Origin of the sequence: Streptomyces sp. NPDC055962, assembly GCF_042270185.1 — a bacterium.
In the GTDB taxonomy this organism is placed as follows: domain Bacteria; phylum Actinomycetota; class Actinomycetes; order Streptomycetales; family Streptomycetaceae; genus Streptomyces.
On the sequence record NZ_JBHJYN010000002.1, the window covers coordinates 475,156 to 489,872 of the forward strand.

The 14,717-nt window shown below is 71.6% G+C and carries 12 protein-coding genes; 9 read left to right on the forward strand and 3 right to left on the reverse strand.

Translation table 11 applies throughout. The features are described from left to right. Positions 1-198: 198 nt before the first annotated feature. The 6 genes from ACFC51_RS07360 (at position 199) to alc (ending at position 5,992) form a co-directional block, all read left to right on the forward strand. Positions 199-531 carry a hypothetical protein gene (locus ACFC51_RS07360; protein ID WP_376373956.1) on the forward strand — a complete coding sequence of 111 codons (333 nt, stop codon included), beginning with the start codon at positions 199-201 and terminating at the stop codon, positions 529-531. Further along, entirely contained in the window at positions 532-2,679 is a 2,148-nt protein-coding gene (gene malQ / locus ACFC51_RS07365) for a 4-alpha-glucanotransferase (RefSeq protein WP_376527453.1), read from the forward strand. Positions 2,680-2,717: 38 nt separating this feature from the next. After that, positions 2,718-2,930 carry a hypothetical protein gene (locus ACFC51_RS07370; protein WP_329238607.1) on the forward strand — a complete coding sequence of 71 codons (213 nt, stop codon included), beginning with the start codon at positions 2,718-2,720 and terminating at the stop codon, positions 2,928-2,930. 81 nt (positions 2,931-3,011) lie between these two features. Continuing rightward, positions 3,012-3,944 (forward strand): LysR substrate-binding domain-containing protein, encoded by a 933-nt coding sequence (locus tag ACFC51_RS07375; RefSeq protein WP_376373951.1) that lies wholly within the window; start codon positions 3,012-3,014, stop codon positions 3,942-3,944. A gap of 99 nt (positions 3,945-4,043) precedes the next feature. Beyond that, positions 4,044-4,748: a TetR/AcrR family transcriptional regulator gene (locus ACFC51_RS07380; protein WP_376527455.1), complete on the forward strand. Its 705-nt coding sequence runs from the start codon at positions 4,044-4,046 to the stop codon at positions 4,746-4,748. A gap of 95 nt (positions 4,749-4,843) precedes the next feature. Continuing rightward, the gene (alc, locus tag ACFC51_RS07385) at positions 4,844-5,992 is read left to right on the forward strand and encodes an allantoicase (RefSeq protein ID WP_376527458.1); all 1,149 of its coding nucleotides are present in this window, start codon (positions 4,844-4,846) and stop codon (positions 5,990-5,992) included. Positions 5,993-6,250: 258 nt separating this feature from the next. Here alc and pepN read toward each other — a convergent pair whose 3' ends face one another. Next, positions 6,251-8,827, reverse strand: coding sequence for an aminopeptidase N (pepN, locus tag ACFC51_RS07390; protein WP_376373945.1), 2,577 nt, complete (start codon positions 8,825-8,827; stop codon positions 6,251-6,253). A 113-nt stretch (positions 8,828-8,940) separates the two neighbouring features. Here pepN and ACFC51_RS07395 point away from each other — a divergent pair, with 113 nt between their 5' ends. The 3 genes from ACFC51_RS07395 to ACFC51_RS07405 are packed head-to-tail and all read left to right on the forward strand — an operon-like array spanning position 8,941 to position 10,060. Beyond that, entirely contained in the window at positions 8,941-9,450 is a 510-nt protein-coding gene (locus tag ACFC51_RS07395; protein ID WP_376373944.1) for a DUF1203 domain-containing protein, read from the forward strand. Between the two features lie 45 nt (positions 9,451-9,495). Continuing rightward, positions 9,496-9,720 (forward strand): ribbon-helix-helix domain-containing protein, encoded by a 225-nt coding sequence (locus ACFC51_RS07400; RefSeq protein WP_376373942.1) that lies wholly within the window; start codon positions 9,496-9,498, stop codon positions 9,718-9,720. Further along, entirely contained in the window at positions 9,713-10,060 is a 348-nt protein-coding gene (locus ACFC51_RS07405) for a type II toxin-antitoxin system PemK/MazF family toxin (protein ID WP_376373940.1), read from the forward strand. Before ACFC51_RS07400 ends, ACFC51_RS07405 begins: the two co-directional genes overlap by 8 nt. Before the next feature lie 71 nt (positions 10,061-10,131). Here the strand turns inward: ACFC51_RS07405 and ACFC51_RS07410 are convergent, their stop codons facing one another. Together ACFC51_RS07410 and ACFC51_RS07415 are read right to left on the reverse strand one after the other, a co-directional pair. Next, on the reverse strand, positions 10,132-11,160 hold the full coding sequence (locus ACFC51_RS07410; RefSeq protein WP_376373937.1) for an aspartate-semialdehyde dehydrogenase: 1,029 nt from the start codon (positions 11,158-11,160) through the stop codon (positions 10,132-10,134). Positions 11,161-11,344: 184 nt separating this feature from the next. Beyond that, positions 11,345-14,653, reverse strand: a complete 3,309-nt coding sequence (locus tag ACFC51_RS07415) for a S8 family serine peptidase (protein ID WP_376527461.1) — start codon at positions 14,651-14,653, stop codon at positions 11,345-11,347. Positions 14,654-14,717: the final 64 nt, after the last annotated feature.

Consider the following 14,717-nt stretch of genomic DNA (forward strand, 5'->3'; position numbering starts at 1 on the left):
TCCTGGCGTGGCGCGTGACCGCCCGGGGAAGGATCCACGGGTGGCCTAAAACCGCTCATACCTGGCAAGCGGGGGAACCGGATGTGACCCACGGCACGTTGGGCTCGTTGTCCATAACGCCTGTGTCACGTCCACGCCTGCTCGCGCGCCTGCTGGGTAGGCCTGCTGTGTCCTGTTGTCCACGGCCAGGAGGCCCACGTGCCCGCTTCCGCGCAGCTTCTGCTCTCCGCCCTCTCCAAACAGGTACCGAGCCTCGCCGGGACCGACGCGCCGGCAGGCGCCAAGTCCCCGACCCTCACCGCCCCTCCGATGATCAGTGAGCTCCCGCTCGCCGACGTCTCCCACCTGGTCGGCGAACCCGCGTCCGCCGACAGTGCTCCTCTCCTCGGCGAGCCCCCGCTCACCAGTGAGCCCCCGCTCGCCGACGCCACACCTCTCACGAGCGAGCCACCGCTCGCCGCCGTCGCCCCTCTGACCAGCGAGCCGACAGCACCTGGCACCGCAGGGGGCATGGAGTCCCCAGGAGTCTGAATGGGCTTGTCCCGGCTCGCCGCACTGCACGGCGTCGCCACCTCCTTCTCCCCGTCCGCGGACGTCACGGTGTCCGTCCCCGACGACACGGTCACAGCCGTGCTCGCCGCGCTGGGCGTCGACGCCGCCACCCCCGCGGAGGTACGGAGATCACTCGCCGCAGCCGAATCGGCGGCGGCCTCCCGACTGCTCCCGCCGACGGTGGTGGCCTGGTCGGGAGAGCCGCTGCCGGCCGCGCTCGCCGCGCTCCCGCCCGGCTCGGTCCTGACGGTCGACCCCGACCCGGACGCCGGCGGGCCGTCCGCGCCCCTGCGGATGCGCGTGCTCCCGGCCCCGGCCCCCACGGAGAACACCCCGGTCACGCCCTCCTGGTGGACCGAACCGCCCCTGGGTGTCCACCGGCTGACCGTCCGTACCCCCGACCGCCGGTACGCGGCCACCACGCTCGTCGTCGCACCGGACCGCGTACCCCAGCCGCCCGCCCGCACGCACGGATTCCTCGTCCAGCTCTACTCGCTGCTCTCCACCCGCTCCTGGGGCATGGGCGACCTCGCGGACCTGGCCGACCTCGCCGCCTGGGCCGGCAGGACCCTGGGCAGCGGATTCGTCCAGGTGAACCCGCTGCACGCCGCCGTGCCGGGCCGGCCGACCGACCCCTCCCCGTACCGCCCCTCCTCCCGCCGCTTCCCCGACCCGGTGCACCTGCACATCGAGTCGGTCCCGGAGTACGGCCATGTCTCCGAGCCCGGCAGGGCCGCCCTGGACGACCTCCGCCAGGAAGCCGCGGCACTGCGCGAGGCCGTGCTGAACAAGGGCGCCCTGATCGACCGGGACGCCGTGTGGGAGCTCAAGAAACAGGCCCTGGAGCTCATCCACCAGGTCCCGCTGACCCCCGGGCGCCGCGCCGCGTACTGCGACTTCCTCGCCGCTCAGGGGCAGGCCCTGGAGGACCACGCCCTGTGGTGCGCCCTGGCCGAGGTGTACGGCCCCGGGTGGCGCACCTGGCCCGAGGGGCTGCGCGACCCCCGCTCCCCGCAGAGCGCCCGCGCCCGCACCGACCTGCTGGACCGGGTCGACTTCCACTGCCGGCTCGCCTGGCTGACGGACACCCAGCTCGCCACCGCGCAGAGCGCCGCCCGCGAGTCCGGCATGGCCGTCGGCATCGTCCACGACCTCGCCGTCGGCGTGCATCCCGACGGCGCGGACACCTGGGCCCAGCAGGACGCCTTCGCGCACGGCATGTCCGTCGGTGCGCCCCCGGACGCCTTCAACGCCCACGGCCAGGACTGGGGGCTGCCCCCGTGGCGTCCCGACGCCCTCGCCGCATCCGGCTACGCCCCCTTCCGGCGGCTGCTGCGCGGCCTCCTCGCCCACGCCGGAGCGCTGCGCATCGACCACGTCATGGGCCTCTTCCGGCTCTGGTGGGTGCCCGAGGGCCGCCCGCCCACCGACGGCGCCTACGTCGGCCAGGACGCCGAGGCGATGCTCGCGGTCCTCGTCCTGGAGGCGCACCGGGCGGGTGCCGTCGTCATAGGGGAGGACCTCGGGACCGTCGAGCCCGGCGTGCGCGAGGCGCTGGCCCGCCGCGGGGTGCTCGGCACCTCCGTGCTCTGGTTCGAGCGCGACTGGGGCGGCACGGGGCGTCCCCTCGCCCCCGGGGAGTGGCGCGAGGGCTGTGTGGCCACGGCGACCACCCACGACCTCCCGTCCACCGCCGCCCGGCTGACGGGCGAGCACGTGACGCTCCGCCACCGGCTCGGGCTGCTCGGCCGCGAGCTGGAGCAGGAGCTGGCCGAGGACGCCGCCGACACCGCGGAGTGGCTGGCCTACCTGGCGAGGCTCCGTCTGCTGCCCGAGGGGGAGGGCGACGAGGAGGCGGCCGTACGCGCGGTCCACCGCTTCCTGCTGAGCACCCCTGCCCGGATGACCGGGATCTGGCTCCCGGACACCGTGGGCGACCGCCGTCCGCAGAACCTCCCCGGGACCTGGGACCAGTACCCCAACTGGCGCCTGCCCGTCGCCGATGCGGAGGGCCACCCCGTCACGCTGGAGGAGATCACCGCCTCGCCCCGGCTGCACAGGCTGATGACCGTCGTGACCGACGGCCGGGAGTCCCGTACGGCACCCCCGGGCGCGCGCCCCTCGTAGGCGTTCGCTACGTTTGCACCGTGGACAAGAAGAACGCTATGCGCGCCGGCGCCGTCGCGGCCGGTACGACGCTGATGATGCTGCTCATGTCGTCCCCGGCGCTCGCGCTCACCCGCGACGACGGCGACGACCCGGGTCCGGGCCTCAACGTGATGGAGACCCTCGGCCTCTTCGTCGCGGCACCGATCGTCCTGTTCCTGGTCATCGCGGGGCTCGTCATGGTCCTCGACAAGTCCAAGAAGCAGGCCTAGACAGCTGTTCTCCCGAGTGCGCCGCCGGTACGACGTACCGCGCGGCGCACCGGCGTGTCCGGCGCCCGGTAGGTTTCGGCCATGACCGAGTGGGACGTCAAGAAGCTCCGCATCCTGCGCACGCTGCGCGACCGTGGCACGGTCACCGCCACGGCCGAGGCCCTTCTCATGACCCCGTCGGCCGTCTCCCAGCAGCTCACCAATCTCGCCGGACAGCTCGGCGTACCGCTCCTGGAGGCGCAGGGCCGCCGGGTCCGGCTCACCGATGCCGCGCATCTCGTGCTGCGTCACGCCGAGACGGTCTTCGCGCAGCTGGAGCGGGCCGACGCCGAGCTGACCGGTTATCTGCGGGGCGAGGCGGGACAGGTGCGGGTCGGGGCCTTCTCGACGGCCGTGCCGGCCCTCGTCGTGCCCGCCGTACGGCTCCTGCGCGCCGAGGGCCGTCCGGGCCCCGAGGTGCGCGTGCGCGAGGCGGAGGCCGCCCAGGCGTACGAGCTCCTGTCGGCCGGGGACGTGGACCTCGCCCTCTCCCTGGCGGCGCACGCGCCGACGGCACGGGATCCCCGCTTCACCCTGCTGCCGCTCCTGGCCGACCCGCTGGACGTCGCGCTGCCCCTGGACCACCGCCTCGCCCGCGCGCCGGGCCTCCGGCTGGCGGATCTCGCCGCCGAACCCTGGATCTTCGGCGGCTCGGGCCCCTGGTCGGAGATCACGCGGGCCGCGTGCGAAGCGGCAGGGTTCGTACCCGAACAGGCCCACAGCGCTTCGGGGTGGACCGCGATCCTGGCCATGGTGGAGGCCGGGATGGGAGTCGCCCTCGTCCCCCGGATGGCGTCCGCCGCTGACCGGTCGGGTGACGGCGTGGCCATGCGGGTCCTGGACTCGGACCGCCCGTGCCGTCATGTCGTGGCCGCCGTGCGGCAGGGCGCGGAGCGGGGGCCGGCGGTCGCGCGGGTGCTGACGGCGCTCCAGCAGGTCGCGGGGGCGGAGGATCGCCGGGCCGGGGACCGGTGAGGAGGGCCGGGCAGCGGCCCGGCCGGAAGCGGCCCCGGGTCCTCCGGGGCCCGGCGTCCCCTCGCTGGAGCGGCGTTCCATCTGTGCCAGACTGTTCTTATGGCAACGCGGACAGGCCGGACCCGGCGGCGTACGGAGGCGCTCTCCCGGGAGCGCATCGTCGAGGCCGCCGTCGAACTGCTCGACACGGCCGGTGAGAGCGGGCTGACGTTCCGGGTGCTGACCGAGCGCCTCGCCACCGGCCCCGGAGCGATCTACTGGCACGTGGCGAACAAGGGCGAGCTGCTCGGTGCGGCGACCGACGCCGTAGTCGCCGCCGCCGTGGCGGTCACGCCCGGCGCGTCCCCGGCCTCGCCGCGAGAAGGGGTCCGCGCGGTCGCGCTCGGCCTGTTCGACGCGATCGAGCAGCACCCGTGGCTCGCCACGCAGCTGGCCACCCAGCTCTCCCGCAGCCCCTGGGGGCCCGTCACACCCCGCATCTTCGAGAGCATCGGACGGCAGGTCCGCGCGCTGGGCGTGCCCGAGGCCGACCAGGCCACGGCGACCTCGGCGCTGATGCACTACGTCCTCGGTGCCGCCGGGCAGAACGCGGCGAACGTGGAGGGCGCCCGCGCGCTCGGACCCGGCGCGGACCGCGCCGAGTTCCTCGACTCCGTCTCGGCGGCGTGGGAGGAGCTCGACCCCGACGCGTACCCGTTCACCAGGGCGGCCGCGGACCAGATGCGCGGGCACGACGACCGGGAGCAGTTCCTGGCCGGGATCGACTTCATCCTCTCCGGCGTCACCGCCCGTCCGGTGGCGTAGCCGCCTCGCTCCGGCACGACCTTTCGATAAAACTGAAAGAACCGTACGAAAACTTTCGATGGACCTGACAGGTCCCGGTGGGCGACAGTCGTGACATGACCACCGACGCGAACGAGACCGCATTCCACGACACCGACCCCCACGCGAACGACGCGGCCCCTTACGGCGGGGGCGACCCCTATGCCGACTACCGCGCGGCCACCGGCCTCTTCTTCACCGACCTCGTCGACCTCGCGGACCGCCGCCTCGGCGCGGGCGTGATCGCCGCCAACGACGAGTTCTTCGCCGAGCGCGAGAACCTCCTCATCCGCGAACCCGCCGTCTTCGACCCCGAGCGCTTCGGCCACAAGGGCAAGATCATGGACGGCTGGGAGACCCGCCGCCGCCGCGGCGCGGACGCCGACCACCCCTTCCCCGCCCCGGGAGAGCACGACTGGGCGATCGTCCGGCTCGGGGCCCCTGGGATCATCCGCGGTCTGATCGTCGACACCGCCCACTTCCGCGGCAACTACCCGCAGCGCGTGTCCGTGCAGGCCACCGCCGTCGAGGGCTCCCCGAGCCCCGAGCAGCTCCTCGCCGACGACGTGAAGTGGGAGGAGATCGTCCCTCCGACGCCGGTACGCGGCCACGCGGCGAACGCCTTCGAGATCACCGGCGACCGCCGCTACACCCACGTCCGCCTCTGCCAGCACCCCGACGGCGGCATCGCCCGCCTCCGCGTGCACGGCGAGGTCGTCCCGGACCCGGCCTGGCTCTCCGCGCTGGGCACGATCGACCTGATCTCGATCATGAACGGCGGCACCTACGAGGACGCCTCGGACCGCTTCTACTCCTCGCCGGCCCAGATCATCCTGCCCGGCACCTCCCGCAAGATGGACGACGGCTGGGAGAACCGCCGCCGCCGGGTCCGCGACACGAACGACTGGGTGCGCTTCCGCCTCCCGGCCCAGGGCGCGGCGCGCGCCGTCGAGATCGACACGGCCTACCTCAAGGGCAACGCGGCCGGCTGGATCAGCCTCCAGGGCCGCGACGGCGACGACGGCGAGTGGTTCGAGATCATCCCCCGCACCCGCCTCCAGCCCGACACCATGCACCGCTTCGTCCTCGACGCCGAGGCCGTCGTCACCCACGTCCGCCTCGACGCCTTCCCCGACGGCGGTGTCGCCCGGATGCGGCTCCACGGCTCGCTGACGGAGGCCGGCACGGCCGAACTGGCCCGCCGGTACGAAAGGTCCAGGGGCTGACGCTCCGGGACCACCCCGACTTCCGCCCGGCGGACGGCTGCGCACTCGACGCCCGTCCGCCGGGCGGTTCTCATGCCCCGCCCGGACGTCGAGCCGCCGGACCGGCGGCAGGCCGTCGGCCCGGGCACCCGCACCGTGCGGGACGGCCCGGCACCGTGCGGGACGGCCCGGCACCGTGCGGGACGGCCCGACACCCGCACCGTGCGCGAAGAGGGCGCCCCCTGACGGGGACGCCCTCTCGCACGTGGACCGGGTCCGTTACGCGGTGGCGGCCGCCGCATCCGCGGCCTGTGCCTTCAGCGCGCGCTCCACGCCCGACCGGGACTCCGACATCAGCCGGCGCAGGGCCGCGCTCGGCTGCGCCGATTCCAGCCAGGCGTCCGTGGCGTCCAGGGTCTCCTGCGAGACGTGGAGGGACGGGTAGAGGCCCACGGCGATCTGCTGTGCCATCTCGTGGCTGCGCGTGTCCCAGACGTCCTTGACCGCAGTGAAGTACTTCTCCGCGTACGGAGCCAGCAGCTCACGCTGGTCGGTCTGCACGAAGCCGTCGATGACCGACTCCTGGAGGGAGTTCGGCAGCTTGTCCGACTCGACGACCGACGCCCACGCCTCGGTCTTCGCCTCCTCGGAGGGCTGGGCCGCGCGGGCGGACGCCGCGTGGCGCTCGCCCGCGGCCGTCCGGTCGCGCTCGTACTCGGCGGTGATCTCCTCCTCGTCGAGCAGACCGGTCGCGGCGAGGCGCTGCACGAACGCCCAGCGCAGCTCGGTGTCGACGGCCAGGCCCTCGATCTCCTGGGTGCCGTCCAGCAGCGACTGCAGGACGTCCAGGTGGAGCGGGCTGCGGGCCGTCGCCGCGAAGGCGCGGGCCCACGCCAGCTGGTGGTCACTGGCCGGCTCCGCCGCGCGCAGATGCGCCAGCGTCGCCTCGGTCCACTGGTTCAGACCCGCCTCGCGCCACTCCGGGGCGGCGTAGAGGTCGAGAGCCAGCTTCACCTGGCGGTGCAGCGACTGCACGACGCCGATGTCCGTCTCCTTGCCGATCCCGGAGAGGACCAGCGCCAGGTAGTCGCGCGTCGCCAGCTCGCCGTCGCGCGTCATGTCCCAGGCCGAGGCCCAGCTCAGCGCACGGGGCAGGGACTCGGTGAAGTCGCCCAGGTGCGCGGTGACCACCCGCAGCGACTCCTCGTCGAGGCGGACCTTCGCGTACGACAGGTCGTCGTCGTTGAGCAGGACGACCGCCGGGCGGGCCGTGCCGGACGGGAACGGCACGGTGGTCCGCTCGCCGTCGACGTCCAGCTCGATCCGGTCCGTGCGGACCAGCTTCCCGGCCTCGTCGAGGTCGTAGCAGCCGATCGCGATCCGGTGCGGGCGCAGCGTCGGCTCGCCCTTCGCCCCGGCGGGGAGCGCGGGGGCCTCCTGGAGGACGGTGAACGAGGTGACGTGGCCGTTCTCGTCGGTCTCGATCTCCGGGCGCAGGACGTTGATCCCCGCCGTCTCCAGCCACGCCTTCGACCAGGTCTTCAGGTCACGGCCGGAGGTCTCCTCCAGCGCGCCCAGCAGGTCCGACAGGCGCGTGTTCCCGAAGGCGTGCGCCTTGAAGTACGCCTGCACCCCCTTGAAGAAGGCGTCCTTGCCGACGTAGGCCACGAGCTGCTTCAGCACCGAGGCGCCCTTGGCGTACGTGATCCCGTCGAAGTTCACCAGGACGTCGTCGAGGTCCTGGATGTCCGCCATGATCGGGTGCGTCGAGGGCAGCTGGTCCTGGCGGTACGCCCACGTCTTCATGGAGTTGGCGAACGTCGTCCAGGAGTGCGGCCAGCGGGAGCCCTCGGCGTCCGCCAGGCAGGCGATCGAGGTGTACGTGGCGAACGACTCGTTCAGCCAGAGGTCGTTCCACCACTCCATGGTGACCAGGTCGCCGAACCACATGTGGGCCAGCTCGTGGAGGATGGTCTCGGCCCGCGTCTCGTACGCCGCGTCCGTGACCTTCGAGCGGAAGACGTACTGGTCGCGGATGGTGACCGCGCCGGCGTTCTCCATCGCGCCGGCGTTGAACTCCGGGACGAAGAGCTGGTCGTACTTGGCGAACGGGTACGCGTAGTCGAACTTCTCCTGGAACCACTCGAAGCCCAGCCGTGTGACCGCGAAGATCTCGTCCGCGTCCAGGTACTCGGCGAGCGAGGGGCGGCAGTAGATGCCGAGCGGGACGGACTGGCCGTCCTTCTCGTAGCTGCTGTGCACCGCGTGGTACGGACCGGCGATCAGGGCCGTGATGTAGGTGGAGACGCGCGGCGTCGGCTCGAAGGACCAGACGTCGTCCTTCGGCTCGGGCGTCGGCGAGTTGGAGATCACGGTCCAGCCCGACGGGGCCTTCACGGTGAAGCGGAAGGTCGCCTTCAGGTCGGGCTGCTCGAAGCTGGCGAACACCCGTCGGGCGTCCGGCACCTCGAACTGGGTGTAGAGGTAGGCCTGGTCGTCGACCGGGTCGACGAAGCGGTGCAGGCCCTCACCCGTGTTCGTGTACGAGCAGTCGGCGACGACCTTGAGCTCGTTTGCGCCCGCCCGCAGGTGCTTCAGCGCGATCCGGGCGTCCCGGAAGACGGCGGCGACGTCGAGGCTCCGGCCGTTCAGCACGACGTCGTGGACCGCGGGGGCCACCAGGTCGATGAAGGTCTCGGCGCCGTCCTCGGCGGAGTCGAAGCGCACGGTGGTGACGGACCGGTAGGTGCCGCCCTCCTGCGCGCCGGAGAGGTCGAGATCGATCTCGTACGCGTCCACGGTCAGCAGGCGCGCCCGCTCCTGTGCCTCTTCGCGGGTCAGATTCGTGCCAGGCACGCGGTCATCTCCTTTGATGTGCGGTGTTTTCGCCATCCTTCCACGTGCGCAGTGCCCAACGCGATGTCCGTTTTCCGCCGGACCGGCCCAGGCGCACGGGCCACCCTCGGAGCATGACCGCATACGAGGCACGGCCCATCGGGCCGGACACCCTGGAAGAGCTCCGCACGGCCGACGACGCGGGGCGGCCCTGCGTCCCGTACACCGCGACGGAGGGCGGCGAGCCCCTGCGCTGCTGCCTGCGCGGCGCCGTGCCCGGCGAGAGGATCGCCCTGGTCTCCTACGCGCCGCTGCGCCGCTGGGCGGCGGAGACCTGGGCGCGCCCCGGGGCGTACGACGAGCAGGGGCCGGTCTTCGTCCACGCCGAGGAGTGCGAGGGGCCGGCGGGGGACCGGCCCGGGTATCCGTTCTCCCGGGCGGGCGCCCTGCGCACGGTCCGGCGCTACGACGCCGACGGCAGGATCGCCGGAGGCCGGCTGCTGGAGATCCCGGCCGACGAGGAGAAGGGCTTCGACGCGGCCTTCGCGGAGGCGTTCGCAGATCCGGACGTGGCCTTGGTGCATGTACGGGCGGTGGAGTACGGGTGCTTCCACTTCGAGGTACGAGCACATCGAAAGCGGTAGCACTCGGGTAGCCACACCCTTCCTACTCGCGGTAGGATGGACGGCATGAAGATCAGTGTGAGCCTGCCGCAGGAGGATGTCGCCTTCGTCGACGAGTACGCCGCGAAGACCGAGGCGGATTCCCGGTCGGCGGTGATACACGCCGCGATCGAGTTGCTGCGCGAGGCAGGGCTCGAAGCGGAGTACACCGAAGCCTTCGAGGAATGGGACTCGAGCGAGGACGCCGCTCTCTGGGACCGCACGGCCGGGGACGGGATCGTCGATGCGTAGAGGGGACATCCATCTGGTCGATCTGGAGCCGGCCAGGGGCAGTGAGGCCAACAAGGTCAGGCCAGCCGTGATCGTGTCGAACAACGCGGCGAACCTGTCGGTCGAGTCCCATGCGCGCGGCGTGGTCACCGTGGTGCCCCTGACGTCCAACACGGTGCGCGTCCTCACCTTCCAGACGCTTCTCCGTGCTGCGGAGAGTGGCCTGTCGAGGGACTCGAAGGTCCAGTGCGAACAGGTCCGCGCCGTCTCCCTGGACCGGGTACTGAACCGCGTCGGCACCGTCCCGCGTCAGCGCATGGGTGAGATCGACGCCGCACTGCGCAGGCACCTCGCGCTCTGAGGCGGGCAGGAGCACGCGAAAGGGCGGACGCCGGGTTCCCGGCGCCCGCCCTTTCGCGGTGGTGAAGGGGCTCAGCCCTTGAGCTCGGCCGCCACCAGCTCCGCGATCTGGACCGCGTTCAGCGCGGCGCCCTTGCGCAGGTTGTCGTTGGAGACGAACAGCGCGAGGCCGTGCTCGACGGTCTCGTCGTTCCGGATGCGGCCCACGTACGAGGCGTCCTTGCCGGCCGCCTGGAGCGGGGTCGGGATCTCGGAGAGCTCGACGCCCTCGGCGTCCTTCAGCAGCTCGTAGGCGCGCTCGACGCTGATCGGGCGGGCGAAGCGGGCGTTGATCTGGAGGGAGTGGCCGGAGAAGACCGGGACCCGGACGCAGGTGCCGGAGACCTTGAGCTCCGGGATCTCCAGGATCTTGCGGGACTCGTTGCGGAGCTTCTGCTCCTCGTCCGTCTCGAAGGAGCCGTCGTCGACGATCGAACCCGCGAGCGGCAGCACGTTGAAGGCGATGGGGCGCTTGTAGACGCCCGGCTCGGGGAAGTCCACTGCGCCGCCGTCGTGCGTCAGCTTGTCCGCGTCGGCGACGACCTTGGAGGCCTGGCCGTGCAGCTCCGCGACGCCCGCGACACCGGAGCCGGACACCGCCTGGTAGGTGGCGACCGTCAGCGCGTCGAGCTGCGCCTCGTCGTGCAGGGGACGCAGCACGGGCATGGCGGCCATCGTGGTGCAGTTCGGGTTGGCGATGATGCCCTTGGGGCGGTTCTTGATCGCGTGCGCGTTGACCTCGGAGACCACCAGCGGGACCTCGGGGTCCTTGCGCCAGGCGGAGGAGTTGTCGATCACCACGGCGCCCTGGGAGGCGACCTTCTCGGCCAGCGCCTTCGAGGTCGCGCCGCCCGCGGAGAACAGCACGATGTCCAGACCGGTGTAGTCCGCGGTGGAGGCGTCCTCCACGGTGATGTCCGCGCCCTCGTACGTGAGGGTGGAGCCCGCGGAACGTGCGGAGGCGAAGAGCCGCAGCTCGGCGACGGGGAACTTCCGCTCGGCCAGGATCCTGCGCATGACTGTGCCGACCTGACCGGTGGCGCCGACGATTCCGACCTTCACAAGAACTCCCTCACAGACGCGAACGGGCACGGTTGCCGGTCCATGATGCTTATGTCCATGGCCCCCATGTCCAATCCATTGTCCGCCAGGCGGACAGGCCGCGCACAGCGCTGTGGGGCGGGTGCCCTTGCGAGCCCCCGCCCCACAGTGTTCCGGTGTCGTGCGGATCACACCGTCGCTACGGCTACGGCGTGACCTTCTCGATCACGACGCTGCCGGTGCCCGCCGCGGTGCCGCGGGCGTTCACGAGCTGGACCTCACCGAAGAACTGCCGGCCCTCGGGAGCCGCTCCGGCGACCACGACCTCGGCGCCGACCTGGGCGGACGCGCCGTTGGCCAGGTTCACGGCCTTCGACTCGTCGACCTCGATCGCGCCGAGCGACGGGGCGTAGTACACGTCCCGGTAGTCGTACTCCGTGGTCCCGGCCGGGACCGAGTACCCGTCGATGACGACGGTGTAGGTGCCCGCCGCCGGCTTCACCAGGCTGACGGACTCCTCCGAGCCGGCCGTCGTCGAGGCGCCGACCTCGGTGTCGCCCTTGTAGACGTACAGGTCGATGTCGGCGTTGGCGTCCGAGGTGTTGCCGATGGCGATGTCCAGCTTCTCGACGCCCTCACCGATGGTGACCGTCTTCGTGTACTCGCCGCCGGTCGAGATCGACGGGCGCTCGACGTCCGCCGAGCCCAGCGAGCCGCCCTTGAGGGAGCCCTTCAGGTCACCGGCGTTGTTGGTGACCGTCCAGTTCACCGCGGCCGGGGTGCCGATCTTCGCCTCGGCGATGGTCTGCACCGCCGGGTCGAAGGTGGCGCCCAGCAGCGAGACGTCCAGCTTGTACGGGTTGTCCAGCAGCGGCGACGTGCGGCGCGACTCGACCTCGATCTCCCAGACGCCGGGCTGCGGGTCCTTGTAGGAGCGCGTGTCCGGGCGGCAGGTGTTGGCCGGGTTCTCGTAGTTCGGGTAGCAGTTGATCGTGGAGCTGTCCTCCACTGCGACCCCGTACGGGTGGATGGAGATGAACCGCGTCTGGCTGCCCGAGCGCAGGGCGCTCAGCGCGACCTCGAGGGTCTTAGCGCCCTCGGGGACGTTCAGGAAGTACGACGTGGTGCCGTTGCGCTGCACCGAGCCGGTCGTGGAGAACGCGTAACCGGGCTTCACCAGGTCCTTGGCGACGACCACCGTGGAGAGGATCTGCTGGTCGATGCCGGAGGTCTTCTTGTCGTCCACCTGCAGGATGGCGCTGTGGACGCCGTCCGTGGCGGGCTTCGCCTTGACCTTGATCTTGACCGGGCTGCCGAGCGGCAGTGAGACGTACTCGGGGCTGCTCAGCCCGAACGTGCCGTCGTTGTTCTTCCACGACAGCTTGTGCTGGACGTCGCGGTCCGGGCCCGTGGTGCGGGTGACGGTGATGTCGTAGTACTTCGTCTGGCCGGTCTTCAGGCCGCCCTCGCGGTCGTACAGGCCGGTGCCGAAGCCCGGGTCCTTCAGAGCGAAGTCGATCGCGGTGTCGACCGGGGCCTTCACCGTGTACTCGTGCGCCGGGGCACCCTGCTTCTCGATCTGCTTCCACGCGCCGACGATGTCGATCAGACCGGCACCCTGGGCGTGTGCGGGCACACCGTCGATGTGGGTCGCCGTGCTGGTCAGCGCGGTCCGCAGGTCGGCCGGGGGCAGCTCGATGTGCTTCTGCTTCGCGGCGGACAGCAGCAGCGCGGTCGCGCCGGCGGCCTGCGGCGAGGACATCGAGGTGCCCTGCAGCATGGAGTAGCCGGCGGGGAGCGTGTAGCCCGACTCCTTGACCGGACCGCCCGGGAACCAGGTCTGCGTCGTGTTGATCGACGCACCCGGTGCCGTCAGGGTCGGCGTGAAGCCGCCGTCCTCGCGCGGACCGCGCGAGGAGAAGGGCAGCATGTCGTACTTCTTGGTGACGTTGGAGCCGTAGTTGGCGGCCCAGGTCTCCTTGGAGATCGACGCACCCACGGAGATGACGTGGTCGGCGAGGCCGGGGTCACCGATGGTGTTGACGCCCGGGCCCTCGTTGCCGGCCGAGATGACCAGCTGGACGCCGTAGATGTCGATGAGGCGCTTGTAGAGCTCGGCGCGCGCGTTGTTGCCGTCGTTGAGGGGCGGCAGGCCGCCGATCGACATGTTGACGACGTCGACACCGCGGTTGACGACGAGGTCGATCATGCCCTCGGTCAGCGCGATGTTGGTGCAGCCGCCGGACCAGGTGCAGGCACGCGAGGAGACGACCTTGGCGCCGGGCGCCGCGCCGTTCATCTTGCCGCCGAACAGGCCGTTGGCCGCGGTGATGCCCGCGACGTGCGTGCCGTGCTCGCTCTCGATGACGCCGATGTTCACGTAGTCGGCCTTGGCGCCGGCCGCGTTGTAGACGACGTCCTTGCGGGTCTCGACGACGAACGGGATGCGCTCGGAGATCTGCGTCGCCGGGTTGTCCGTGCCGAAGTAGCCGACCTGGTGCTTGTCCTTGTACGGCTTGAGCACGGCTTCGTCGCCGAAGTCCGCGTCGTTGTCCAGGTCCACCCGGACGGTGCCGGCGACCGCGTCGTAGAGCACGGCCCAGACGTCGGTGGTGTCGCCGTCCCGGTTCAGGTCCCCGGCCATGTCGCCACCCTTGGTGGCGGCCTCGGAGAACAGCTGGATCTTGTAGGACCCCTCCGGCGCCGAGTAGGTGCGGCCGCCGATGGTGAACGTCGGGCCGGCCACGGCTGCGGTCATCCGCAGCCAGGTGCCGTCGCCGTCGCTGACGGGGTCGGTCGCCGTCACCCAGTCGACGATCTTGCGCTCGCCGGTGGTGGTCTTCTGGAGCGCGGGGTGGCCGAGGTCGACACCGGAGTCCAGGACGCCGATGGTGATCCCGCGGCCGTCGGCCTTCGGGTGCTGCTTCACGAAGTCGACCGCGCCCGTCTCGAAGGACGGGTTGTACGGGTTCTTCGCCGGGGTGTTCCTGCCCGGGGCCGCGTAACTGCCCGTGGCCTTGGGCTGCTTCGCCCCGGCGGCCCGGTCGCCCGCGGGCGTCGGGTCGTCCAGCTCGATCTCCTGCTTGAGATCGATGCCCTGGACGGAGGAGAGCTTCTGCGCCGCCTTGATGGTGGCCTCGGCGGTCGCGGTCGGCACGGTCGCCCGGACGTAGCCGAGCTTGTCGTACGTCTGCCCCACCACGGACCCCTTGACGGAGTCCAGCTGCTCGGCGACCTGCTCGGTCGCACCAGGGGTGGTGGCCACCATCATGGTGACGTTCTTCTCGCCCTCGGCCTCGGCCTTCGCCAGCACATCGGCGTCGGCCTCGCCCAGCTTGTCGCCCTTCGCGCTCGACGCGGCGGGCTTCACGGGCGAGGTCGCCGGGCCGTCGGCGGCGAAGACCGGGGCGGCGCCGGAGGCGGCCAGCGCGGCCGCCAGACCGGCCGCGGCGGCTATGCGTGCCGCGCGTCTCGCCCCGGGTATGGAGCTGGGGGATTCCTTGGTCATCAGCATCCCTGTTTTGTGAAAGAAAGAGAGAGTCCGGAATTCGGTACCCGATGACCGCTCAGCCTTTCGT